Annotated in this window: 22 protein-coding genes and 1 pseudogene; 13 read left to right on the top strand and 10 right to left on the bottom strand. The window is 64.2% G+C overall.

What is annotated here, in order from left to right; translation table 11 throughout:
• Positions 1-32: 32 nt before the first annotated feature.
• Genes paaA through CH286_RS10720 form a run of 7 tightly spaced genes read left to right on the top strand, consistent with a single transcriptional unit; the run spans position 33 to position 6115 of the window.
• Positions 33-980, top strand: coding sequence for a 1,2-phenylacetyl-CoA epoxidase subunit PaaA (gene paaA, locus CH286_RS10750; RefSeq protein WP_032379887.1), 948 nt, complete (start codon positions 33-35; stop codon positions 978-980).
• On the top strand, positions 977-1339 hold the full coding sequence (paaB, locus tag CH286_RS10745) for a 1,2-phenylacetyl-CoA epoxidase subunit PaaB (protein ID WP_032379886.1): 363 nt from the start codon (positions 977-979) through the stop codon (positions 1337-1339). The genes paaA and paaB overlap by 4 nt, the downstream gene beginning before the upstream one ends.
• A 28-nt stretch (positions 1340-1367) precedes the next feature.
• Complete coding sequence (paaC, locus tag CH286_RS10740; protein WP_094609211.1) at positions 1368-2285, top strand: 1,2-phenylacetyl-CoA epoxidase subunit PaaC; 918 nt, start codon at positions 1368-1370, stop codon at positions 2283-2285.
• Between the two features lie 41 nt (positions 2286-2326).
• Complete coding sequence (paaD, locus tag CH286_RS10735) at positions 2327-2788, top strand: 1,2-phenylacetyl-CoA epoxidase subunit PaaD (protein WP_094609257.1); 462 nt, start codon at positions 2327-2329, stop codon at positions 2786-2788.
• Complete coding sequence (paaE, locus tag CH286_RS10730; RefSeq protein WP_094609210.1) at positions 2788-3882, top strand: 1,2-phenylacetyl-CoA epoxidase subunit PaaE; 1095 nt, start codon at positions 2788-2790, stop codon at positions 3880-3882. Before paaD ends, paaE begins: the two co-directional genes overlap by 1 nt.
• Before the next feature lie 18 nt (positions 3883-3900).
• A complete protein-coding gene (paaK, locus tag CH286_RS10725) occupies positions 3901-5208 on the top strand; it encodes a phenylacetate--CoA ligase PaaK (protein ID WP_094609209.1) in 1308 nt (435 codons plus the stop codon).
• Between the two features lies 1 nt (position 5209).
• Positions 5210-6115, top strand: coding sequence for a helix-turn-helix domain-containing protein (locus tag CH286_RS10720; protein ID WP_037175745.1), 906 nt, complete (start codon positions 5210-5212; stop codon positions 6113-6115).
• A 10-nt stretch (positions 6116-6125) separates the two neighbouring features.
• Here CH286_RS10720 and CH286_RS10715 read toward each other — a convergent pair whose 3' ends face one another.
• From CH286_RS10715 to styD, 8 genes and pseudogenes are all read right to left on the bottom strand, one after another.
• The gene (locus tag CH286_RS10715) at positions 6126-7361 is read right to left on the bottom strand and encodes an acyl-CoA dehydrogenase family protein (RefSeq protein WP_094609208.1); all 1236 of its coding nucleotides are present in this window, start codon (positions 7359-7361) and stop codon (positions 6126-6128) included.
• A 115-nt stretch (positions 7362-7476) separates the two neighbouring features.
• Complete coding sequence (locus CH286_RS10710) at positions 7477-8430, bottom strand: helix-turn-helix domain-containing protein (RefSeq protein ID WP_176458212.1); 954 nt, start codon at positions 8428-8430, stop codon at positions 7477-7479.
• A gap of 119 nt (positions 8431-8549) precedes the next feature.
• The gene (locus CH286_RS10705) at positions 8550-10070 is read right to left on the bottom strand and encodes a GMC family oxidoreductase (RefSeq protein ID WP_094609206.1); all 1521 of its coding nucleotides are present in this window, start codon (positions 10068-10070) and stop codon (positions 8550-8552) included.
• Positions 10071-10186: 116 nt separating this feature from the next.
• Entirely contained in the window at positions 10187-10669 is a 483-nt protein-coding gene (locus tag CH286_RS10700; RefSeq protein ID WP_032404443.1) for a DUF5134 domain-containing protein, read from the bottom strand.
• A gap of 5 nt (positions 10670-10674) precedes the next feature.
• Positions 10675-12088, bottom strand: a pseudogene (locus tag CH286_RS10695) (APC family permease).
• Positions 12081-14027: a primary-amine oxidase gene (locus tag CH286_RS10690; RefSeq protein WP_094609205.1), complete on the bottom strand. Its 1947-nt coding sequence runs from the start codon at positions 14025-14027 to the stop codon at positions 12081-12083. Before CH286_RS10690 ends, CH286_RS10695 begins: the two are co-directional and overlap by 8 nt.
• A gap of 87 nt (positions 14028-14114) precedes the next feature.
• Positions 14115-14684, bottom strand: coding sequence for a TetR/AcrR family transcriptional regulator (locus CH286_RS10685; protein ID WP_094609256.1), 570 nt, complete (start codon positions 14682-14684; stop codon positions 14115-14117).
• A 239-nt stretch (positions 14685-14923) separates the two neighbouring features.
• Positions 14924-16408, bottom strand: coding sequence for a phenylacetaldehyde dehydrogenase StyD (styD, locus tag CH286_RS10680; RefSeq protein ID WP_094609204.1), 1485 nt, complete (start codon positions 16406-16408; stop codon positions 14924-14926).
• Between the two features lie 293 nt (positions 16409-16701).
• On the opposite strand from styD, the gene CH286_RS10675 reads away from it, so the two are divergent.
• The 4 genes from CH286_RS10675 to CH286_RS10660 all read left to right on the top strand — a co-directional run bounded on the left by CH286_RS10675 (position 16702) and on the right by CH286_RS10660 (position 20578).
• Positions 16702-17751: a carbon-nitrogen hydrolase family protein gene (locus CH286_RS10675; RefSeq protein ID WP_094609203.1), complete on the top strand. Its 1050-nt coding sequence runs from the start codon at positions 16702-16704 to the stop codon at positions 17749-17751.
• Positions 17744-18745, top strand: coding sequence for a phenylacetaldoxime dehydratase family protein (locus CH286_RS10670; protein WP_094609202.1), 1002 nt, complete (start codon positions 17744-17746; stop codon positions 18743-18745). Before CH286_RS10675 ends, CH286_RS10670 begins: the two co-directional genes overlap by 8 nt.
• Positions 18746-18765: 20 nt before the next feature.
• Entirely contained in the window at positions 18766-19716 is a 951-nt protein-coding gene (locus CH286_RS10665; RefSeq protein ID WP_032379873.1) for a helix-turn-helix domain-containing protein, read from the top strand.
• Between the two features lie 130 nt (positions 19717-19846).
• Entirely contained in the window at positions 19847-20578 is a 732-nt protein-coding gene (locus tag CH286_RS10660) for an SDR family oxidoreductase (protein WP_032404437.1), read from the top strand.
• A 14-nt stretch (positions 20579-20592) separates the two neighbouring features.
• Here CH286_RS10660 and CH286_RS10655 read toward each other — a convergent pair whose 3' ends face one another.
• A complete protein-coding gene (locus CH286_RS10655) occupies positions 20593-21570 on the bottom strand; it encodes an alpha/beta hydrolase (protein WP_094609201.1) in 978 nt (325 codons plus the stop codon).
• Between the two features lie 242 nt (positions 21571-21812).
• Between CH286_RS10655 and CH286_RS10650 the strand changes: the two genes are divergently transcribed.
• Together CH286_RS10650 and CH286_RS10645 are read left to right on the top strand one after the other, a co-directional pair.
• Positions 21813-22265, top strand: coding sequence for a MarR family winged helix-turn-helix transcriptional regulator (locus CH286_RS10650; protein WP_094609200.1), 453 nt, complete (start codon positions 21813-21815; stop codon positions 22263-22265).
• Complete coding sequence (locus CH286_RS10645) at positions 22262-22642, top strand: DUF5313 family protein (protein ID WP_032404434.1); 381 nt, start codon at positions 22262-22264, stop codon at positions 22640-22642. Before CH286_RS10650 ends, CH286_RS10645 begins: the two co-directional genes overlap by 4 nt.
• Here the strand turns inward: CH286_RS10645 and CH286_RS10640 are convergent.
• A complete protein-coding gene (locus tag CH286_RS10640; RefSeq protein WP_037154864.1) occupies positions 22636-25017 on the bottom strand; it encodes an ATP-binding protein in 2382 nt (793 codons plus the stop codon). The two genes, CH286_RS10645 and CH286_RS10640, sit on opposite strands and share 7 nt — an antisense overlap.
• Between the last annotated feature and the right edge of the window lie 92 nt (positions 25018-25109).

The raw sequence follows: 25109 nt of genomic DNA, 5'->3' as shown, positions 1-25109 counted from the left end.
CAACCGATCATTCGGTAATGAAAGTAGGACTTATGACCACGTCAAACACCTTGTCCGCCGAGACGCTGCAGGACGGGTTCGACGACACCGTTGCCCGCGAACAGCGCGTCGAGCCCCGCGACTGGATGCCCGACGGCTACCGCAAGTCGCTCATCCGCCAGATCGCCCAGCATGCGCACTCCGAGATCATCGGTATGCAGCCGGAGGGCAACTGGCTCACCCGTGCGCCGTCACTGCGCCGCAAAGCGATCCTGATGGCCAAGGTGCAGGACGAAGCCGGCCACGGCCTCTACCTGTACTCCGCCGCAGAGACGCTCGGTGCAGACCGCGCCGATCTGACGGTCAAGCTCATCGAGGGCAAGCAGAAGTACTCCTCGATCTTCAACTACCCCACCCTGACGTACGCCGACGTGGGCACCATCGGCTGGCTCGTCGACGGTGCAGCGATCTGCAACCAGGTTCCCTTGTGCCGCAGCAGCTTCGGCCCGTACGCACGCGCGATGATCCGCGTCTGCAAAGAGGAGTCGTTCCATCAGCGACAGGGCTACGAACTGCTCGCCACGATGATGCGCGGCACCGACGAACAGCGCGCCATGGTTCAGGAATCAGTCAACCGCTGGTGGTGGCCGGCTCTGATGATGTTCGGCCCGCCGGACGACGAGTCCCCCAACACCGAGCAGTCGATGAAGTGGGGCATCAAGCGCCACACCAACGACGAACTGCGCCAACGCTTCGTCGACATGTCCATCCCGCAGGCGAAAGCACTGGGCGTCACGTTCCCGGACCCGGATCTGAAGTGGAACGAGGAGCGCAAGTCGCACGATTTCGGCGAGCCCGACTGGTCCGAGTTCATGCAGGTCATCAAGGGCAACGGAGCCTCCAACGTCGAGCGCATCGCGAACCGGCGCGCAGCCCACGACGGCGGAGCCTGGGTCCGCGAGGCCGCAACCGCATTTGCCGAAAGGAACGCAGCATCATGAGCGAGTTCACCGCAGAGGGCGGCCACGGAGCAGTGCCTACCGAGGGTGTTCCGGTCGAGCCGAAAAGAGAAGCGGTCAAGGCCGATTGGCCGTTGTACGAGGTATTCCTCAGAGGCAAGCGCGGCCTGAACCACGTCCACGTCGGATCACTCCACGCCGCCGACGACCACATGGCGCTGCGGCATGCTCGCGACGTCTACACCCGCCGCAACGAAGGCGTCAGCATCTGGGTGGTTCCGTCCAACTCGATCGTCGCGTCGTCGCCGTCGGAGAAGGATCCGTTCTTCGCTCCGAGTGGCGACAAGGTGTACCGCCACCCGACGTTCTACGAGATCCCCGACAACGTTCCCCACATGTGAGACCCACACTTCAAGAGGACAAGCACTCATGACTGATCACGACAGCGCCTACGAGGGCCTCGTCGACGAGGATTCGCACGGGCAGTGGGCATTCGGGACGAGCTTCGACGACCCGCTCGCCGGAGTCGATACCACCGTGCCCGACGACGTCGACCTGAAAGCCCTTGCCGCGTACTGCCTCATGCTCGGCGACGATGCGCTGATCAGCTCACAGCGCCTGGCCGAGTGGAGCACCCGCGCACCGGAACTCGAAGAGGAAGTGGCACTGGCCAACGTCGGCCTCGATCTCCTCGGCCAGGCCCGGCTACTGCTGGCCCGCGCCGCCAAAGCCGACCCGACGGTCGTGCCGTTCATCTCGGACACCTCCCCCGCGCCGGCCGAGGACGCGCTCACGTTCTTCCGCGACGAGGCCGACTTCCGGAACGTACGACTCACCGAGCTCGACAACGGTGATTTCGCCAAATCTCAGGTGCGCCTTCTGGTGTTCTCGACGTGGCGTCTCGCACTCTTCACTCGGCTGCAGGATTCCCGCGATCCCGTTCTCGCCGCGGTTGCGAACAAGGGCGTCAAAGAGCTGACGTACCACCGCGACTACTCGGCACGCTGGGTCGTCACTCTGGGCTGCGGCACGGAGGAATCGAAGCGACGCGTCCGCGACGCCGTGACTCGGATCTGGCCGTACGTCTCCGAACTGTTCGTGCCGACGGACGAGGAGATCGCACTCGCGAAGGTCGGTGTCGGCGTCGACCCACGCGACGTTCGCGAGGAGTTCGATTCCGTTCTCGCGCAGGTGCTGCACGCAGCCGAGTTGGAGGCACCCGAGGGCAAGTCCGTGGGCACCATCGGCGGCCGCGGTGGTCGTCGCGGCATTCACACCGAGGCGTTCGGGCCGTTGATCGCCGAGATGCAGGTCGTCGCGAGAGCGCATCCGGAGGGAGTCTGGTGACCACTCTCGAACGAACGGCACGCGAGATCGCCGCCACCGTCATGGATCCCGAGATGCCGCTGCTCACTCTCGACGACCTCGGCGTCCTCCGTGACGTCGTGGTACGCGAGAACGGCAGTGTGCTCGTGACGATCACTCCGACGTACTCCGGATGCCCGGCGATGGCGACGATGCGCGACGACATCGCGCACAAGCTCACCGACCACGGCTACTCCGACGTCGAGATCGTCACCAGCCTCTCCCCCGCGTGGAGCACCGACTGGATCTCCGAGGAGGGCCTGCGCAAGCTTCGCGAAGCCGGCTACTCCGTGCCCGGCCCCGCCCCGACTCGGACGGGTGGTCCGGTCCCGTTGACCCTGACAGTGAAACCGCGGCAGATCGCCTGCCCCCAGTGCACTTCCACGAATACCCGCCTCACCTCCGAGTTCGGTGCCACCCTCTGCAAAGCCCAGTACCGGTGTGACGACTGCCTCGAGCCCTTCGACCACGTGAAGGAAATTTGATGACCGTCACCGCTGAACCCGAACAGAAGAATCTGCGGAACAAGCCTTTTCACACGTTGACCGTCGCGGATGTCGAGTCACTGTGCGACGACGCCGTGGCCGTCACGTTCGACGTGCCCGAACACCTCACGGACGAATTCGACTTTCGCCCAGGGCAATCCCTGATGCTCAGCCGCACGGTGGACGGCGTCGAGCACCGTCGCTCCTACTCGATCTGCGCACCGGTGGGCGCGCGTCCCCGCGTCGGTGTGCGGGAGGTGAGCGACGGCCTGTTCTCCTCGTGGTTGGTCCACGACGTCAAGGCAGGCGATCGAATCGACGTTCAGGGGCCCACCGGCACCTTCCACGCCGATCCGGCCGAGGCGGGCAGGCATGTTCTCATCGCGGCCGGCTCGGGCATCACCCCGATGCTGTCGATCGCCGCCTCGGTCCTGACCAACCCCGACGCCGAAGTGGTTTTGCTGTACGGTAACCGGCGGACCCGAACGGTGATGTTCGCCGAGGAGATCGCGGACCTGAAGGACCAGTACGGCAGCCGGTTCGACGTCATTCACGTCCTGTCCAGGGAGCCGCGCGAGGTCGAACTGTTCAGCGGAAGACTCGACGCCGAACGACTGCGCGAGATACTCGACACCGTCGTCGCCACACCGGAAATCGATCATTTCTGGTTGTGTGGCCCGTTCGGGATGGTCACCGATGCCCAACAGGTTCTCGGAGACCTCGGTGTGGCGAAGACCAGCATCCACGCCGAGCTGTTCTATGTCGACGACGTGCCCCCACCGCAGGAGAAGCATCGCGAACCGGGCATCACCGGCCCGAGCAGCGAGGTCACGATCATCCTCGACGGCCGTGAGGTGACAGGTGCACTGCCGCAGGACGAGTCGATCCTCGACTCCGCCGAGCAACTGCGCTCCGATCTTCCCTTCGCGTGCAAGGGCGGGGTGTGCGGCACCTGCCGCGCGAAGATCACATTCGGCGAGACGGATATGCGGCGCAACTACGCATTGGAAGACAACGAAGTCGATGCCGGCTTCGTGCTCACCTGCCAGACCTACCCACTCAGCGACACCGTCACCGTCGACTTCGACGCCTGAGACCACGAGAGAGCAATCATGACCAGTGTGCTGTCCGCCCCCACAGACACCCCCGACATCGAATTCGCGTCCCGGGATCGAATCTCCACTCTCCAGTTGGAGCGCCTGCAGTGGTCACTGCAGCACGCCTACGACAACGTTGCGCATTACAGGAAGGCCTTCGACGACGCCGGTGTGCATCCGACCGATCTGAAGGACCTGTCGGATCTGGCGAAGTTCCCGTTCACCGCGAAGAAGGATCTGCGCGAGAACTACCCCTTCGGCATGTTCGCCGTCCCGCAGAACCAGGTCTCGCGCATTCATGCGTCCTCGGGCACCACCGGCCGACCGACCGTCGTCGGATACACCGCGAACGACATCAGCAATTGGGCGGACCTCATCGCCCGTAGCCTTCGCGCCGGCGGGGTGAAGCCGTCCGACAAGGTGCACGTGGCCTACGGATACGGACTTTTCACCGGCGGTCTCGGCGCGCACTACGGCGCAGAACGACTGGGCTGCACCGTCATTCCGATGTCGGGTGGTATGACCGATCGTCAGATCCAGCTCATCGAGGACTTCGAGCCCGACGCGATCATGGTGACGCCGTCCTACATGCTCACCATCGTGGACGCGATGGTCAAGAAGGGCATAGATCCGGCCAAGACCTCGCTGAAAACCGGTGTCTTCGGCGCGGAGCCGTGGACCGAGGAGATGCGCAAGGAGATCGAGAAGACCCTCGACATGGACGCCGTCGACATCTACGGCCTGTCCGAGGTGATGGGGCCGGGCGTCGCGATGGAATGCGTCGAAACCAAGGACGGACTCCACATCTGGGAGGATCATTTCTACCCGGAGGTCATCGACCCGGTGACCGGCGAAGTCCTGCCCGACGGTGAGGAGGGTGAGTTGGTGTTCACGTCCTTGTCCAAGGAAGCCATGCCGATCATCCGGTACCGCACCCGCGACCTGACTCGTCTGTTGCCCGGCACTGCCCGCACGATGCGCCGGATGCAGAAGGTCACCGGCCGCACCGACGACATGATCATTCTGCGCGGCGTCAATCTCTTCCCTACGCAGATCGAAGAGCTGATCCTGACGGTTCCCGCGCTGGCACCACAGTTCCAGTGCGTGCTCGAGAGGGCAGGCCGCATGGACTCGTTGACTGTTCTCGTCGAGGCCCGCCCCGACGCCGCACTCGACTCGCATGCACCAGCAGCGGCGACACTGAAGAAGCTCGTCAAGGACCGCATCGGCGTGAGCGTTGCGGTCGATGTCGTTGCACCCGCGGCTCTCGAGCGTTCCATCGGTAAAGCCCGCCGTCTGATCGACAACCGCCCAGCCGTATGACATGAGCCCGGTGGCACAGAGTTTCGAGCAATGGCGCGAGAACGTCTCGACGGCGTTCGTGCCGCTCGACGCTGTGTCCACTGGGCCGTCGTCGTTCGAAGGCACGCTGGTCTCGTCGACGCTGGGGGCCTTGCAACTGAGTGAGGTCACCGGCCGAGAAGTCGACGTCAGGCGCACGCGCGCAACCATCCGGCGGTCCGACCCCGGATTGATCAAGGTGGGTCTGCAACTGACGGGGTGCGGCACGATCGTCCAGAACGAGCGCGAGGCCGTGCTGCGTCCGGGCGACTTCGCGGTGTACGACACCAGCGCACCGTACGAGCTGCATTTCTCCGGCAATTTCGAGATGTTCGTCGTGATGTTCCCGCGTCGAGAACTGCGCATCGACGCCCGGGAGTTGACGACCGTGGCTGCACGGCGCATCGAGGGTGCCCGGGGAGTGGGTGCGTTGGTGTCACCGTTTCTGCATACGCTGCGCCGCAACGCTCTCGATGGCACTCTGCCCACCACACCGATGCTCGAGCACGCTGTACTCGACCTTCTCGGTGCCGCTCTCGACGACGCAGCGCCGCACGAGGCTCCAGGTTCGACTCTGCTGATCGAGGCCAAGGCTCTCGTCGAATCGCACCTGTCCGATCCCTCGCTGTCCACGGCGTCTCTCGCTGCGCGTCTGCATATTTCGACGCGCTACCTACAGAAGCTCTTCGAGTCCGACGGTCGCACGGTCGCCGGCTGGATCAGATCCAGGCGACTGGATCGATGCCACCGCGATCTGCGTGACCCTCGTTTCGCCGCGGACAGCATCGGAACCATCTGTGCGCGTAACGGTTTGATCGATTCCTCGAACTTCTCGAAGCTGTTCAAGGAGACGTACGGCATGTCGCCGCGGGAGTATCGAACCGGGTGAGCCGACGAGCTCAGGCCATTCCGGACGCAGCGAGTGGATCCCATCCCGCAGTCCGCATCAACTCGTGCATCTGCCGACGGCGTACACCGGTGTTGCTTCCCTCGATGATCGGATACGCAGTGGCGTCGGCGAGATATCGCAGTATCGGAAAGCTCGGATTGTATGCTTCGACGCCGACGATCTTGACCAAGTCGTTGATCACTGCGACCGCCGTCTCGGATCCGAAAATCTTGGCGTGCAGGGCCATTTCGAGCGCGCTGGGATGTTGCGACAGCACCGCGTCGAGCGCACGCCACGACAGCAGTCGGACCGCTTCGATCTTGCCTTTCGCATCGGTGAGTACGTCGGCAACCGCTTGATGATCGATGATCGGCACCGTCCCGCCCCTCTTCTCCGACGTGGCGAACGCAAATGCCGCAGCGAAGGCCTGGCGCATGGCAGCGACGGAGAACGTTCCGATCGATGCACCGCTCGCCAAGAAGGCATTGCGAGTCAATTGCACTCCCTGTCCCTCTTCCCCGATCAGGTTGGACCTCGGGATGCGGACGTTGTCGAATGTGACGCGTGAGGTCAGGCAGCCCTTGAGGCCGGGCAGGTCGTACACCTCTTCCACCGAGAATCCGGTCGAGAGCTGTTCGCGCTCGACGACGATGATCGACACGCCGCCGGGAGTCCGGCAGACGACCGTCATGATGTCCGGTCCGAGCCCGTCCCACCCTCCCAGGTGTGACGCCCAGATCTTTTCGCCGTTGAGGACCCAGTGGTCTCCGTCGAGGATTGCGGTCGTCCGGGTGCCTTCGGCAGGCGGCGGCGCGTCGAAATTGGCACTGCCACCGGGTTCGCTGTAGGCCATGGCCGCGACCGGGCTGCCGGCGTCGACCAGGAACGGTGCGACGAAGCGAGCGATCTGCTCCGGGGTCCCGGCCTCGTACACCGGAGCGAGAGCTATCAACGGCCCCGCCAGACTGATCGTGAAATCAGGACTGGCAGATGCGAATTCCTCGACGAACAGCGCCGCGTCCACACCACTCGAGGCGAGTCCACCGAAGGGTACCGGAATCAAGCCTTTGAGGAATCCCGCCTCCACCGCTTTTTCGAATACCGGTCGGGCCAACAGGGCGCGTTCGAGTGGGTCGGGCGTGGATCGCACCTGCGCGGACAGGTCGTGGAGATAGGTGTCGGCGAACTGACGCGCGCCCTTCTTCAGTGCTTCCTGCTGTTCGGTGAGATCGAAACTGATGGGCATGGGGCGTCCTCTTCCAGTCGGCGGGTTGCAGACTCCCATCACACCGCCGGAGGGAACCGATGGTCTTGCTGTGCAGCGCAAGACTCTGTGCCGTGTGCGCAACGCCCCCGCGCCCTCACGCCGAGCAGCGCGCCTGTGCCCGATAGTCACGTGCAGACATGGAGTACTTCTGCCGGAAGGCTCTACTGAACGAGCTCGCGTCGATCATGCCGTGGCGCAACGCAATACGTGAGATGCCGGCCGAGTTGTTCGGATCTCGCAGCACAGCGGCAATCGCAGCCAGTCGGTGCTCACGCACCACCGTGGCGAACGACGCGCCCTTGGAAAATGCGTAGTGGACGGTCCGCGGCGACACGGACAACGCGCGCGCGACGACCGAAACAGACAAGTCGGGGTCACTCAGATGGGTGCGAATGTACTCGGTTGCCGACGCTGCGATCGAGCTCGACGAATCTGCAGCAGTCCCCCACGTGTCGCCGAGAACTGCCGCCACCGTGGCGTGAAAGGCGCGCTCGAGATGAGCGCCTGACGACCACGGCGTCGACTCGCCGGAACTGTGCTCCCACAGCGCTTTCATGACCGACGCCACTGCCAGACCGGTACCCGAACCCGTATCCATCGATCGCCCGATCGCCGCGGTATGCAACAGGTCGGACTCCGTCAGGCAGCTGTGCGGCACCTGGTAGGACATGACGCGCCAAGGACCCTCGTAGTCGAACCAGAACGGGCGAGTGGTGTCCACAACGGTGAACTGACCAGGGACGACACTCGTCACACCTGCAGATTCCGTGCGGACCCGACAGGTACCGGCCAATTGAATGTTCACGTAGAACACCCCTTCACCGGTGTGCGCTACTTCTTTCTCTCCGTGCGCGATCCGTTGCCCGACCGATTCGAGCACGGCGCGATTGGTCGAACCCAGTGGCCTCAATTCGACGCGGGCATCGAAACCGCCGTCGACGGTCGGCTCGGTCTCGGGTGTGAGCGGAGTGAATTCACGGCAGATCACCTCCCGCCACACCTCGAATCGATCGTTTCGACGGTGGGTGGACAAATCGTGCACGACCATGTCGACTCCGCTCGAATACCGATGACCTCCGCACGAGGCATGCACCATCCATGGTGACGTCACCGCACTTCGGTGACGTCACCTCCACGTTTCGCGGGTGCAACAACCCAGTCCGTTCCCTAGCTTCCCAGGATCAGATCCGAGGCCCGCTCACCCACCATGATCGACGGCGCGTTGGTGTTGCCCGACGGCACGGTGGGCATGATCGACGCATCCGCGACTCGCAGTCCTTCGACGCCTCGCACTCGAAGATCGCCTCCGACAACAGCATTGACATCCGATTCGGTACCCATCTTGCAGGTGCCGACCTGGTGGTGGTACGTGCCCGCGGTTTGGCGAACGTAGGCTCGCAGGTCGTCACGAGTACGCGCGCTCGGTCCCGGAACCACCTCGGCCTTACGCCACGGTGCGAAAGCGTCGGACGCACCGATCTCGCGGCAGATCTCCACCGCATCGACCATGGCCTCGAGATCGTAGGGATCGGCCAGAATGTTCGGATCCGCCAGTGGCAGTTCACTCGGATCCGAGGACGCCAACCGCAGCGTGCCACGCGAGCGGGGAGCGACGATTCCCGGAGCGATCGTGTAGCCGTTCTCGGGCACCGGGTATCCGTCTGCCGGGTAGGGAATGTGCATGAACAGCGGCTGCAGATCCGGTGCGGCACCGGCCCATCCATTGCTGCGGGCGTACAGCTGCGCCTCGAGCAGATTGTTCGTACCGGCGGCGAGCGGCTCGAGGGACTCGTAGATGTTGCTGAGCAGCAGGTGGTCGTGCAGATTCTCGCCGACCCCCGGCAGGTCGACGACGGTGTCGATTCCTAGTTCAGCCAAGTGCCCGGACGGCCCGATTCCACTGAGCATCAACGCCTTCGGTGATCCGAGAGCTCCGCCACACAGGATCACCTCGTGATCGGCGAACGATCGCTCCAGCTCGGAACCACCGAGGCTGTACTCGATTCCCACCGCGCGGCCGTTCTCGAGCACCACCTTGTGCACGAGGGCCCCGGTGGTGACGGTCAGATCGGGGTTGTCCAGCACCGGGCCGACGAAGCTCTTCCACGCGCTCATTCGTTCACCATCGCGGGTGGTGGTGTGGTTGTAGCCGGCACCCACCATCTCGTCGGCGTTGAAGTCGTCGATCAGCTTGTGCCCGTGTTCGACTGCCGCATCGACGAAGGCAGCCGCCAGCGGATGCGGGGTACCCATGATGGACACCGGCAGTGGCCCGTCGCCGCCGTGGAACTCGTTGGCACCGAGCTCGTGTGACTCCGAACGCTTGAACAGTGGCAGCACGTTCTCCCAAGCCCACCCGTCATCGCCGGTTGCGGACGCCCACCCGTCGTAATCGCTGGAATGCCCTCGCACGTAGATCATTCCGTTGAGGGACGAGCTGCCGCCGAGTACGCGTCCGCGCGGCCAGAAGATCCGGCGATCGTTGGCGTGCTTCTGCGGAGTGGTGAACAGTCCCCAGTCCTGCGAGCCACCCAACAGCGTGGGCCAGCCCTGCGGTGACTGGATCGCCGGATCTGTATCCACAGGCCCGGCCTCGATCACGTGCACGGTGTGCCCGGCATCGAGCAACCGCCGGGCGATGACGCTTCCTGCTGATCCTGCTCCCACTACGATGTAGTCCGTCGACATGTGCTGCCTCTTTCTGTTGTGACCGTCGACACAACAGTGGCCGAGTCCGCGCGCACATACTTGTGACTGCGCGCACACATTGTGGGTCAGATGCGCACCACCACGAGCGAGCTCGGTCAGAAGGCCATCGGGGCCATTCCCAGGACCATCAGCGCGGAACCTGCTGTCACTCGTCTCCCGGGCGGGTTGGTACGCAGCAGGTGGATCGTCACGGCCATCCACCCGACCAGGAGCAGCGCGGCGATGATCCTCGGATCTGCCTCGACTCCATGCTGGTGCCGCATCGACGACTGCGGTTCCGCGTGGGAGTGCATCGGCGGCAGCATCATCAGCAGCACGGCCATGCAGGTCAGGTCCACAGCGCACGGGATCGACCGTGTTCTGTTCGGCCGATCTGCGGTGACGTGTACGGCAGCCGCAACAAGAGCGAGTATCGAGATCAGCGCCATGGACGGGTCGGTGCCGAACACCACCATGGCGGCCATGACGGTGCCCATGCACAGGTGAGCCGACCGGACCCGCCCCGTGTGGTTGCCGCGTCCGAGCAGCGGAAGAACGGCACCCACTGCACCGAGCGCCATCAGCACCGTCATGACCATCGGCGTCAGACCTCCGTCGTCTCGAGGGTTCGACTCCGAGTCACTCGTGCCGTCACTGTTCCTCCCACGAAGAATGCCACCACGACGATCAGCAACAGGGCGGCGAGCACTTCGGAACCACCGATCAACAGCGTGAAATTGTCCAACACGAGACCGGATCGCCACCAGACCCATGGTTCCGAGCGCCGGGGCGACCAGGGTGTGCCAGGTGCGTCTATCCACGGTCGATCGACGAAAGAACGCGATGATCGCTGCGCCTGTCAGGATCATCAGGACCAGGATGCTCACGGTGGCCAGTCCCGACATCCAGGTGAACAGCTCCAACACCGGATCTGCGCCTGCGGCCGCGAAGACCACGAGAACCACCGTCGCCGAGGCTGTTTGGAACAGCGACCCCATGTGCGGGGAGCCGTGCCGCGAGTGCGTGCGCGCCAGCATCGACGGGGCGACACCTTTGCGAGCGAGCGCGAAGACGTACCGGCCGATGGCGTTGTGGAACGCGAGAAGGGCGGCGAAGAGACTGGTGACCAACATTATTTCCATGATGTCCGCCGACATCGGGCCCAAGTACTGGGCTGCAGCCGTGAACGTCAATCCCGCCGTGTCGTCGGCAGCGGCCTGCGCGACGGACGCACTGCCGAAGGCGAGTACCACGGCCCAACTCGACACCGCATACACCAATCCGATGGTGATGACGGCGGCGTAGGTCGCGATCGGAACGGTCCGAGTGGGGTTACGTGCCTCCTCACCGTAGATCGCGGTGGCCTCGAAACCGATGAACGACGCAATGGCGAACATCAGTGCGATTCCCGGGGATCCGCTGAAGAGGGCCGAGGGCGTGAAGGATTCGACGTCGATGCCGGCGGCACCGCCCTTGGCGAACACCGCGATCGACAGGATCACGATGATGCCGATCTCGAGCACCAGCAGGACCCCGAGCACCTTGGCACCGAGATCGATGCTGCGGTAGCCGAGTAGCGCCACGATCGCGACGAGCCCGAGCGCCCAGACCCACCACGGAAGATCGGGACCGCCGTACTTCACGACCAGGCTGTCGACGGTCGATGCAGCGAGGCCGTAGATGCCCGCTTGAATGGCGGTATAGGTCAGCAGCGCCAGACCCGCAGCGCCGAGGCCCATTGTTCTCCCGAGCCCCTTCTCCACGTAGGCGTAGAACGCACCGGTGTCCACCATGTGACGGCTCATGGCCGCGTAGCCGACGCTGAAGATCAGCAGGACGATCGCCGCGACGATGTAGGCGAGCGGAGCACCTGCACCGTTGCCTGTCGCAATCATGACCGGCAGAGCACCACCGATCGCGGTCAACGGCGCCGCAGCGGCGATGACCAGGAACACTATCCCGACGACGCCGATGGAACCGCGCAGTGTGCCTGCCGAACTCGACTGTGTCTCAGACATTCTGCTCACCGCCTGCGCAACTGGAGACGGCACAGTGTGCAGACGTCGAGCGCGGCACGTCGAGGGTGGGGTTGCGGTCGAAGAATCCTGCTGGCTTCAGTTTGAACCCGGTGTAGTCCACCGGCATGATCGGCCAATCCTCAGGACGCGGGAAATGGGTGAGCCCGAACGTGTGCCACAGAACGATGTCCTCGTCGACGAGGTTGCGGTTCGATGCCACGAATGCAGGCAGGCCCGCTCCCCCGTGGTGCTGATTGACGAAATCGCCTGCGGCATAACGTTCGCTCTGGTCGAACTGCGTCACCCAGAGATGCTTGGTGGCGAACGTGGCCCGTCGCGCGATCGACGAGTTGTCATCGGCCAGCAGCAGCGGCTGCCCCTCGGGGTGCAGCGTGTATCCGACGGGCTTTCCGAGCCGGCTCAGCGAGGTGGGATTGGTGACGTGCCAGACGCGGCCGACCGTGCCGTCGGCGACGCGTTGGGCCTCGGATTCGGTCGCAAGCAGTGTGTGTTGCAGGGCAAAGGCGTTGCCGTGCAGGTTGTCCGGCCCCATCGACACCCGGCGGGTCTCGACCTCCTCGACGGAGTTGCCGATGCCGTCGACCATCATGTCGAGTCGCGCGCTGAACAGGTGCTGGTGACACGGCGCTCCGAGTCCAGGGGCGATCTCTGTTGCGTAGGGGTAGTCACCACCGGGATGCCCGGAGGTGAAGACGATTCCGGTTGCCTTGACCTCGAATTCGATGGTGCCGTCGAGGTACAGGTACCAGAAGAAGCCGTAGTCGTAGTTGCCGATGGTGGTGAAGAAGGAGATCACGAGTCGGCGCTGGCGGCGGGTCTCGTGCGAACCCGACCACAGATCGGTGTGCTTCCACAGCACCCCGAAGTCCTCCTCGTGCATGCACACGGCATTGGTCAGCGTCTTCGGATTGCCGAATTCGTCCGCGATCACAGCATCGAAATACGTGATGTCCCCGACGCAGTCGCAGCCGAGTTCGAGGGAGTTCGCATACCGTCCCACCAGGTACTCCCCGGTGTCGAAGTAATTCTGCCACGACCGCACCGGCGATGGATCACCATAGGGCACAACCATTTCGGCAATCGATGCGCGATGGATGATCGGGCGAACGGTACCACCGTCCTCGAAGCCGATCTGGTGCAATACCAAACCTTCGCGGACGTCGAACCCGACGCGGAACGACCACTTCTCCCAGTCGACGCGATTGCCGCGAACCGTAAAACTCGGCCCCTCGGGTTGGGTGATCTCGATCGGCTTCTGAGTCGTGCGGAGCGGACCGGTGACGGACAGATCATCGAAGTTTCCCGATTCCTCGGGGATGGGGACCGCGCCGAGATCGACGACCTTGTCGACCGTCCGGTTCATCACGTCGACGAACGCGACCAACCCGTCGATCGGATGCGCCCACGCGTGATCCGCGGGGTGGTCCTGGCGAAAGGCCAAGCCGCGCAGTATGCGTCGGCCATGCTCCCCCGGGTAGTCGAACACCCCGGCAGACAGGGGTGCCACTCGCACATCGGCTACGTCCAGTCCGCGGGCGGCCAGCGCAGCGAGCCAGGCGGGATCGGTGGACAGCACGCTCTCGACGAGCTCGAATTCCTCGTCGAGTACCGGCATCTGACCGTCGCGGATCGCGTCGAGCCGGGTGGAGCCGATCACCTGACGGTCGTCGAGGGAGACGAGAAGGTCGACGGCATCGGGTGTCGAGATGTCGTGCAGCAGCACTCGATAGGTGCGTCGGGTAGTCGGTTCGGTGACGTACAGCTCGGACTTGTCCGGTTCGTCGAGTCCGACGTAGACGAACCGGGTTGCGGCCGTGACGAATCCGGCGGCATCGACGATGTCTCGAACCTGTGCGATCTCGTCTTCGGTGGGCAACGACAAGGCGTGGTCGATTGCGTGGGGCGTAAGGGTTGGCATGGGTGTTCCTCGAGGTCGGATGTTGGTTCTACAGATGTTGAATAACGAAGGCATGCGGCAAGGCGCGAGTCCCCGCACACAGGGTGGTTACAGCTGAGCTATGAACCGATCGAGCATCTGGAACTGCCGATCGGCGGTGGTGTCATCAGGGGTGAGCACGCCGAGAATCTGCATACCCATCATCATGTTGAGCAACGTTTCGACGGCGAGATCGACATCGAAGTCGCCGGCATCGCCTTCCGCGCGAGCCTGCTCGAGAAACTCTGCCATCCGCGTCCGCCACGACACCAGGGACCGACGGTTGGTCTCGTCCATGTGCTCGTCGTACATCGCGCGCTGCCACAGCGAGACTGCAATTCTCGCCTCGAGCAGAGTCTCATCGGTCGTCGGCATCACTTCTCGGCAGAAGATGCGAAGGGCATCGAATCCCGTTGCGTCGCCGAGGGCTTCGTCGATACGGCGGTTGGTCGCCTCGAAGACGTGCTCGAATGCGGTTCGGAGAATCTCGTCCTTGCCCGCAAAGTAGTGGCTCAGCGCGCCGTTCGTGTATCCCGCCTCGGTCGCGATATCCCGCATGTTCGCGGCATCGATCCCCTTGGCAGCGATCAAACGCCAGGTTGCCGCGGTGATCGCGCGGCGGCGTTCGTCGTGATCCACGAGCTTCGGCACAGCCCTACGGTAGCGGCTCCCCGCGCGGACCTAGGGTTCGGGCATCGTCATCATCGCCTTCCGATCCGTTCGGACTTTGTTCTACGTCCGTTGAACTAAATCTTGCGACCTGCTCGTTACGAATCGAGTTTCCTTCGGTAAACACCGCGTTACCCCAGGTGAGCGGAACCTCGACCCCTGCTACGAAGTTCCGTTCACCTGCGTCAGCTCTCCTCACCTGCGTAGCTCTAGAGAACTATCGTGACGACTTTCTCCTCGGTGTTGGCCTCGATACCGGCCCACCCGAGTTCGCGGCCCGTGCCACTGGACTTCATGCCGCCCCACGGGAGCGCGGGATCGATTGCTGCCCAACCGTTCACCCACACGGCGCCGGAACGAACCTGCGCGGCCAGGGTGTGCGCCCTCGACACGTCGCGGGTCCAGATCGAGGCGGCCAACCCGTACACGGTGTCGTTGGCGATGGCGATCGCCTCGTCGGCCGTATCGAAGGGAATCACCGTGCCGACGGGTCCGAAGATCTCCTCCTGGGCGATCTTCATGCCATTGTCGGCATCGGCGAAGATCGTCGGCTCCACGAAATAACCTGCCCCGTCGGGTCGACTGCCACCGGCCGCCACTCGAGCTCCGCCGTCGCGTCCGGCCTGGATGTACCCCAGAACCGTGTCTCGCTGCGTGGCGTTGACCAGCGCCCCCATCGTCGTCGACGGATCGAACGGATCGCCCAGAACCTGAGCCGATGCCGCGGCGGCCAGGCCGTCGACCACCTGCGAGTACAGCGAGCGATGAACCAGCACTCGGGTTCCGGCAGCACACACCTGGCCCTGGTTGAAGAACAGTCCCATCGCGGTTCCGTTGATCGCCGCCTCGAGATCCGCGTCCTCGAGGATGATCTGCGGCGACTTACCGCCGAGCTCGAGTGTGGTCCGCTTGAACGTGTCGGCGGCTTTCTTGGCAATGAGCTTGCCGACCCGCGGGCTACCGGTGAAGCTGATCTTGTCGACGTCCGGATGGCCGACCAGCGCGTCGCCCGTCACTTCACCCAGTCCCGGAACAACATTGACCACTCCGACAGGTACGCCCGCCTCGTCGATCAGACGAGCCAGATGCAGGATGGACAGCGGTGCATCCTCCGGCGGCTTGATCACCACGGTGTTTCCCGCCGCCAGCGCAGGCGCGAGCTTCCACCCGGCGATCATCAACGGGGTGTTCCACGGGACGATCATGCCGATCACGCCGACGGGCTCGCGAACGGTGTAGGAGTGCGTCGGCTGCCCGAAGTAGCCTGCAGTGGGGATGGAACTTCCGGTGATCTTGTCGGCCCAGCCGGCAAAATGCCGGAAAGTGGCTGCAGCATTGGGAATGTCGAGCATGGCCGGCTGACCCACCGGCTTTCCGACATCGAGAGCCTCGAGCCGCGCCAGCAGATCCCCGTCCCGCTCGATGAGGTCGGCGATCCGGTTGAGCAACTTCCCCCGAGTCGCACCGGGGGTTGCTCCCCACTCGCCACCCAGTTGTGCGCGGGCCGCACGCACCGCGGCATCGACGTCCGACGCGGTGGCCGCAGCAACCTCGGATAGAGGCTGCTCCGTGGTGGGGTTGATATCGGTGAAGGTGCCTCCGTCGGATGCACCGCGCCACTGCCCTGCGATGTAGAGCTCGGTGGCGGTGCCGGTCGGCAACGACGGTGCGGCCGATTCCTGTACTGCGGTCATATGTCAAAGCTCCTTCTCGGGTGCCGATCGCGGCACCTGTGGCGTGTCCGTTCCCAGATTGCGCCCGCGGCGGCACGAAGGTCTTGTGTGATCGCGCACACATTGTGCGGTAGATGCGCACCGCCGATCGACCTCCGCGCGTGACGATCGCGTGTCGAGACACCGGGACCCGGTTACCACCGTGTTTCGCCGCCCGGGCATGCGACGGAGAGTCAATTTTTCCGACACGACGAGGCCATCGAACGGTCTTTCAGCAGGCAAAACTGGGGCACTCCCCAACGAAAGGCCCTTCCATGAACCACCATCAGTTCCGCGCCGCAGCAGTCCAAGCCGCGCCGATCTTTCTCGATCTCGACGCCTCGATCGACAAGGCGATCGGCCTGATCGAGGACGCAGCTCGCGCCGGAGCCGAGCTCGTCGCGTTTCCCGAGACCTACCTGCCCGGCTACCCCTGGTACATCTGGCTCGACGCACCGGCATGGGGATTCCAGTTCACGCAGCGCTATTTCGACAACTCACTCGAGTACGGGACACCGCAGGCAGCTCGAATTGCGCAGGCCGCCAAGGACAACCACATCATGGTCGTGATGGGTCTGAGCGAGCGGTACAAGGCCAGCCTCTACATCGCCCAGTGGGTCATCGACGCGGAAGGCAAGACCGTCGCGATGCGTCGCAAGCTCAAGCCGACTCACGTCGAGCGCACCGTCTACGGCGAGGGCGACGGATCCGATCTGTCGGTGTACGAGACCGACCTCGGACGCGTCGGCGCACTGTGCTGCTGGGAGCACCTGCAGCCGCTGTCGAAGTACGCGATGTACGCCCAGAACGAGCAGGTTCACATCGGAGCGTGGCCCAGCTTCTCGCTGTACACCGGGGCGGCCTATGCCCTCGGGCCCGAGGTCAACACGGCCGCCAGCCGCATCTACGCCGTCGAAGGCGGCTGTTTCGTCATCAGCCCGTGCGCGACGGTCTCGCCCGAGATGATCGACATCATGTGCACCGACGACGCCAAGCGCGCGATGCTCACCGCAGGCGGCGGTCATGCCCGCATCTTCGCTCCCGACGGCCAATTGATGCACGACCCGCTTGCACACGATGAGGAGGGCATCGTCTACGCCGACATCGACACCAGTCTGATCTCGATCGCCAAGGCCGCCGCCGACCCGGCCGGCCACTATTCGCGTCCGGATGTGACGAGACTGTGGCTCGACAAGACTCCCGGCGACCGCGTCGTGTCGGGTGCGCAGCCTGCCGCGAACGCGCGGTACGACTTCACCGAGGACGTCGCCGCCGAGGTACGTCTCGAGCACCTCGCTCTCGACGAGGACGCTGCCCGTGTCTGAGCTCGAATCCGCGATACCCGACCATCTCGTCGTTCCACGGTCGTGTCCGCGCAGAACACCGGAGAACTACCAGCCGCCCTTCCCGTCGTACGTCGCCCGCTTTCCGGTGTCCACCGAGCGAGTCGTGATGGGCTACTTCGGAATACAGGGCATGCCCGACGCCTCCCCGTGGGGTGACGAAGGCCCATCCCGGACGGACCGGGCGCGCTACACCGACGAGGAGGGTATCGACACGACGGTGTTCATCGGCTACTGGGACGACGTGGCAACGTTCGACCGGTGGTTCGACACCGTCGGCCACCACTGGACGAGCGTCCGAGGTCGCTTCGTCGAAATCATCAGACCGACCGTCGACCGGTACGAGACACTGTTCTCCTCCACCGGACGGATGGAAGGTGTTGCCACACTGACTGATTCACTCAGTGGGACCATCGAGGAGCATGCCTACTGGGGCGGGGTTCGCGATCGAATCCCGTTGTCGCAGAATGACTCACTCGCTCCCATCGGGGAGCCTCGGGTCGTACGCGACGGCGACAGAGTCAGGATCGTGCCGCAGGAGAACCTCTGCCTCATCCGATCCGGGCAGGATTGGGCCGATACCGCCGGGTCAGAGCGGGAGATGTACCTGCGAGACGTCGAACCGGTGTTGCGTGCCGGCATGGACTTTCTCCGCGACGACGGACTGGCCATCGGCTGTTTCGCCAACCGGTACATGACCGTCGTGACCGACGACGGCACCGATACCGACAAGTCGTTCGGCATGAGTTGGTGGCGCAGCCTGAGCGACCTGGAAGCATGGGCCGAGTCGCATCCGACGCACGTGGCGATCTTCGGTGCTGCGCTGAAGTATCTGTCGACGATGGGGCCCGCGGCGTCGCTGAGGCTCTATCACGAGGTAACCGTGGCAGCGGCGGACGAGCAGTACTTCGAGTACTTCGGCTGCCACGACCGCACGGGTCTACTGCGTACCGCTGCGGAGCGTTCTACTCTGTGAGGAGACGGGAGGTACCTGACATGGCCGATCCGCTGCGCACCGACTCCGTCGACCGAGCCGACAGCGTCGATTTCTGGACCGCTGCGGTGAGTAGGACGTACGTCGATCTCGAGTGCACGATTCCCGAGGACGCGTCTGCGATCACCGGGCATATCGAGTCCACCGGACTTGCGACTCTCGGATTGTCGCGAGTGTCTGCGACGGCTCAGAGCGTGCTGCGGACGCCTGCAGGTATCTCCCGAACCAGTGACGACTACTTCCTGGTCAGTGTCCAGACGTCGGGCACCGGTTTCGTCGTCCAGGACGAGCGAACGGCAGTCCTGCAACCGGGAGACTTCGCGCTCTACGACACCACCCGGCCATACAGTCTTCGCTTCGACGACCCGTTCGCCCAGTACGTCCTGATGCTCCCCGGAGCAACGCTGAGGACGCTCGTCCGGGATACGGGTTCACTGACCGCGCGGGCGGTGTCCGGACGACACGGCGCGGGAAAACTGCTCGTCAGCATGATCTCGTCGATCATGGACGACGCCGACATGAGTGCCGCGTCGGCCGAGGCAGTGTCGCAGAGCGTCGAGTACATCCTGGTCGCAGGTCTGGTCGGCCTCACCGGGGTCGAGAAACCGGCACCGTATGCGGCGTCCGAGAGACTCGGTGAGATCAAACGCGCGATGACCGCACGGCTGCGAGATCCTGATCTGACCGTGACGGAAGTGGCTGCTTCCCTGCACTTGTCGCTGAGCACGGTGCACCGCGCCTTTGCCGGTGAGCCGTGTACCGCCAGCGAGTGGATCTGGATGCAGCGACTCGACGGCGTCAAACGTGCTCTGTGCGAACCGCAGAATGCCCGCACGACCATCGGAGCCCTGGCTGCATCATGGGGGTTCACCGACCCGGCCCACTTCAGCCGCGCCTTCCGGGCGCGCTTCGGCTGCACCCCCAAAGACTTTCGCGACAGCAACCGCGGGTGAGCCCGGATCCCCAATGACCCTGCCGGCGTGGGCCGCCCACCCAGTACGGCCACGAAATAACTCCCGTGCTTCAAAGAAACTCTCTGTGATCGCACACACATTGTGCGGCGGACGCGCACCGAGTGAAGCAATGCTGGACGGCGTGAACACCACCGCGAATCGCACCTACGTTTTGATCGGCGGAGGAACCGGAATCGGCTATGCCGTCGCCGAGAAGCTGATCGGGCTCGGGGCCCGCGTGGTCCTGGGCGGCCGTACCAGCACTACCCTGGAACTGGCTGCCTCCCGGCTGGGAGGACACACGAGATGGGCGACTGTCGATACCTCCGAAGACGAGTCTGTCCAACAGTTCTTTCGCTCGGTGGACACCGTCGACGGGATCTTCACGACAGCAGCCGGCTACCGCACCGGGTCGATGCGGGAGCTCAGCATCACCGATGCAAGCACCCCGTTCGAGTCGAAGTTCTGGGGTCAGTACCGCGTGGTCAAGGCCGCCCTCGAACTGCTGACCGCTGATGCGTCCATCGTGCTGATGTCGGGGGCTGCCAGTGTTCGCCCGCCCGCTCCGGCTCCCGCGTACGTCGCAGCAAATGCAGCGATCGAGGGGCTCGCCCGCGGATTGGCCGTCGAACTGGCTCCGATTCGCGTCAATGCGGTTGCCCCGGGAACCATCGACGGTCACTTGTGGTTGCAGCGCGAAGAGAGCATTCGTACAGCAGCTTTCGAGCAGTACAGCCGCGATGCCCTGTTACGTCGCCCCGGCCACGAGCACGAAATTGCCGATTCTGTCGTCTACCTACTGACTTCGACGTACACCACCGGATCCACCCTGTACCCGGACGGCGGTTACGCGTTGCGCTGAGCAACCCTGCGACATCAGATCTCCAGCGACCCTGCCAGCGTCGGCCAACTCTTGGGCAGCTGGTCCACCCAGTACGGCCACGAGTGAGTTCCGGTCTCGGTGAAGTCGAATGTCGCCGGGATGTTCAACTGGCCGAGTCGGTCCGCAAGTCGGTGGGTGCAGTAGTTCGCGCCCACCTCGATGAGACCGCCGACCACCACGACATCCAATGCTGCTGCGCTGTCGAAACTTTCGTGCGGGCCCGGCGCTCCGGTTCCCACCGACACGTATACGTCGGTGCCGCGCAGACTCTCTGCATTGACGACCGAATCGTGCTCCGCCCAGGCAGGATCGAGGGGCCCGCCCCACATGTTGTCGGCATTTCCACCGAAGGCTCCGACGATCGCCCGAATACTCGCCTGGCCCAGCGGCTCCGAGGACGCGAAGCAACCGCTGTACGACGCCACCCCGGAGTAGACATCCGGGTTACGTGCGGCCAGCATCATGGCCGACTGAGCACCCATCGACAGCCCCGCGATCGCGTTGCGTCCGTTGCCGTCCACGGCTGCGTCGATCAACGGCGGAAGTTCCTTCGTCAGGAACGTCTCCCATTGGTACCGGCCGAGCTTCGGATCGTCGCGCTGCCAGTCCGTGTAGAAGCTGCCGGGGCCTGCCAGCGGCAGGACCACGTTGACATTCTTGTCTGCGAAGAATTCGGCGGCTCCACCTTTGCGCAGCCACATACTGTTGTGCGGATCCTCTTCACCGATGCCGCTGAGCATGTACAGCGTCGGGCGCGATCCGGTCTTCACGGCCGGAGTCAACACCTGCACCTCGACGATTCCGCCCATGGCAGGCGAGTCCACGCTCAGCGTGCGCAGGGTGTCAGACGCAATCGCGGTGTCGACGATGCGAGCAGCGGAGTCGGCCGGAGCGGCGACAGCCACGCCGATCGAGGACAACGACATCGCTGCAACGACGATGAACGGGGTGAAGATGCGTCGACGACGCATGGCGATCCTCCGGGAAATCTCGAGGGAAACAGCGAATCGACACGGAGCATCGCACAAGTTCGGACGGGATAGTACGTCGAGGACGAAGTTGGTCGAACGGGACCGACCGAGACTCTGTCACCGGTCATCTATCAAAGCACTTTCCCTGTTTTGCAGCGTTTTTCGGACACACAACTCGATTCGAGCGAACTTATTAGTGCACGAACAATTAGTGCACTAACTGATCTGCTAGCCTGGTCGTTGTGACCACCACCGACGATCCACTCGCACTCGATCGGCAAGTCTGTTTTGCGCTCGCCGTCGCCAACCGCGCTGTGCTGTCGGTGTATCGGCCACTGCTCGAGCCGATGGGGCTGACGCATCCCCAATATCTGGTGATGCTGGCACTGTGGGGCGAGTCGCCGATGTCGGTCAAAGCCATCGGATCGGCGTTGCAGCTCGACTCGCCCACGCTTTCACCGCTACTCAAGCGTCTGGAATCGATGGGGCTGCTGTCCCGCAAGCGCAGCCCCGAGGACGAACGCGTCCTGCTGGTCGCGCTCACCCCGGCTGGGACCGCACTGAGAACGAGAGCAGAGAAGATCCCGCCCGCCGTCGTACAGAAGCTAGGCGCGTCACTGGCCGAACTGGACGATCTTCGACGCGTCCTCACCCGTGTCAACGACGCGGCCATCGCAGCAGGAGCACTGTCATGAACACGAACCGGAACCGACCGTCCTTCGGCCAATGGCTGGGCTACGCCGTCCTCGGCCGCAAACTACCCGACTCCCTGCAGGATTGGGTTCGACGCGACCTCGTCGGGCCGGGTGCGACGCCGCGTCACATCCTGCGGTCGATGATTCCGTTCCTGCCGATCTTCCTCGGATTCTTCGTCTTCTTCCCCGGAGCGATCTGGCTACGCGGGTCGATGGTGTTGCTCAGTCTGCTGCTCGCACTGTTCTACACCGCCGCCTACATGGACCAGAACCGCGCCCGTCGCCTCGAAATCCATGGGCTACCGGCAGATTTGAAGAGTGAGAAGAAAATGGCCGAAATGCAACGCGAGCGCGAGAACTACCGCCGCAATCACTGACCCTCGCGGCTGAGCCCAGCGGTGAAGTCGTCGGCGATCATGGTTGCCAGGTCACGGGTTTTGCGGTTGGTGTTCTGCGACAGTTCGGTCAGTTGCGCGAAGGCCGCGTCGGCGTCGATGCGGTACACCGACATCAGGATTCCGACGGCACGGCCGATGGCCGCGCGGGTGTCGAGGGCGCTGCGTAGTGTCGCGGCCTGGTTGTCGCTTTCTTCGAGCAATTGCTCGCGCATGCGGGACAGTTCGAGGTGCACCCGAACTCGGGCCACGAGCTCGCGGTCGTGGAACGGTTTGACGACGTAGTCGTCGGCACCGCGCCCGAGGCCGCCGAGCACGAAGTCGGTTCCCGCCCGTGCAGTCAGCAGGATCACCGGTACTCGCCGCAGGGCGTCGTCGCGGCGGATGTCGTCCACCAGATCCAGTCCGCTGCGTCCGGGCAGCATGACGTCGGTGAGCACCAGTCCCGGTGTCGTCGAACGCGCGCGATCGAGCGCGGTCTCGACATCACCTGCGGTGGTGATGGTCCATCCTTCGTCGGTGAGCAGCCGGACGAGATAGTTGCGCATGTCGATGTTGTCTTCGACGAGCAGAACGTCTGCACGGTCGGTGGTGACCGTTGCCGGTTCGTGCGGTGCGAAGATCGCGGACACCGAATCCACGGCCAGGATCGGTCTCTCGACGCCCGCGATCGACTCGACGGGCAGTCGAGGTACCACCACGGTGAAGGTACTACCGACGCCCACCCGGCTGTCGACGTCGATCCGTCCGTCCAGGACCGTGACCAGATCCGACACGAGCGCGAGTCCGATCCCGGACCCCTCGATGCTGTGAGCACCGGACCGTTCGACACGGTGGAACCGATCGAATATTCGGGGCAGATCGTCTTCGGGAATGCCGAGGCCGGTGTCTGCGACCACCAAGCGAATCGCGTCCGGGTCGGCACCGAGGCGAACGGAGATGCGGCCGGACGGGGTGTACTTGACGGCGTTGGCGACCAGGTTGAAGACGACCTTCGCCCACATCTCTCCGTCGGTGAGAACAACCACGTCCTCGGCCGCGTCGACCACGAGCTCGAGGCCCTGCTTCGACACGACCGCCGCGAACATCGACGCACAGTCACGCGTCACCGCGGCCAGGTCGGTGGGCTCGAGACGGGCGCGCAGCCGGCCGGCGTCGGCGCTGACGACGTCCAGCAGATCGTCGACGAGACGGCGGAGCCGAGTCGACGCACGGTGGACGACGTCGAGGGAGTCGCGGTCGGAGTCGGTCAGGATCGACGTGGTGCTCTCGCGCACGGCGTCCAGCGGGCCGGCCAAGAGCGTGAGCGGAGTCCTGAACTCGTGTCCCACGTTCTCGAGCAGTCGAGTCTTGGCCTCGTCGGCCTCGGCCAGCGCCGCGACGCGACGCCGTTCCATCTCGAAAGCGTGCGAAGCGGTCAAAGCCGTGGACACGCGCTCGGCCACTGCGACGAAGAACGAGGTTGCAGAATCGTCGCGGGCCCGAAATGCATCGACTCCGACCAGCAAAGCACCGATGGGTCGAGCGTGTCCGGCCAGCGTCAGCGGAACGATCACCGCATTCTCGACCGTTCCGTCCACGTCGACGGTCGCGCGGGTGACCCGCCCGTCCGAGACCTCGACGACGTCGGCGAGGTCCCAGGTAGCGGCCTCGCATCCGAGTGCACCCGCGGTCGCGATGTGCTCGAGTTCTCCGTCGTCGGCAAGATCGCGACGCAGGTACGCCGCCACCAGAGGGAACTCACGTGCTTCGTTACCCAGCGCCTCGACTGCGGCGCGGCAGATACCGACGGGGCCACCGGTATCGTCGCCGGTCAGCGACCCGAGGGCGAGGAGCGCATGCATGCGCCGCTCGCCGAGCACCTGCATCGTCACCTCCGTCGTGGCAACGAACACACCCAGCACCGTGCCGCCCGGTCCGAAGATCGGGCTGTACGAGAAGGTCCAGTACGTCTCTTCGGGGTAGCCGTACCGCTCCATGACGAACAGCTGGCGAACACCGTGCACGGGCTCGCGGCCGTCCACCACCTGCGCACACAGTCCCCCGACGTAGTCCCACATCTCGGACCAGCTTTCGCTGGCCCGCTGACCTGCGGCCTGCGGAAACTTGTCGCCGAGAAAGTTCGTGTAGGAGTGGTTGAAGATCTGCACCAGGTGGGGACCCCACCAGATCAGCATCGGAATCGTCGACGGCAGGACGGTGCGCACGGCCGTCACCAACTCCTGCGGCCAACTCTCCACCGGCCCCAGATCGGTCGCCGTCCAATCCAGCTCACGAAAACGCGCGTCGGTGGCGTTGTCACCCGGGAACAGCTCCTCCAGCTGGGCCGGACTGCCATCGGGTTGTGGGGAATTCATCGCCTCGTCCTTCGTAACCTGCGTTCCGCTGGAACCCGGCGGGCGCAATCTCGGCATCTATAGTAGCCGAACGACCGGTATGCAGGCGTTTC

The sequence above is a fragment of the Rhodococcus sp. WWJCD1 genome (genome assembly GCF_002258735.1).
Taxonomy (GTDB): domain Bacteria; phylum Actinomycetota; class Actinomycetes; order Mycobacteriales; family Mycobacteriaceae; genus Rhodococcoides.
The sequence above is the reverse complement of the archived record's forward strand: the minus strand, read 5'-3'. Positions and strand labels throughout refer to the sequence as shown.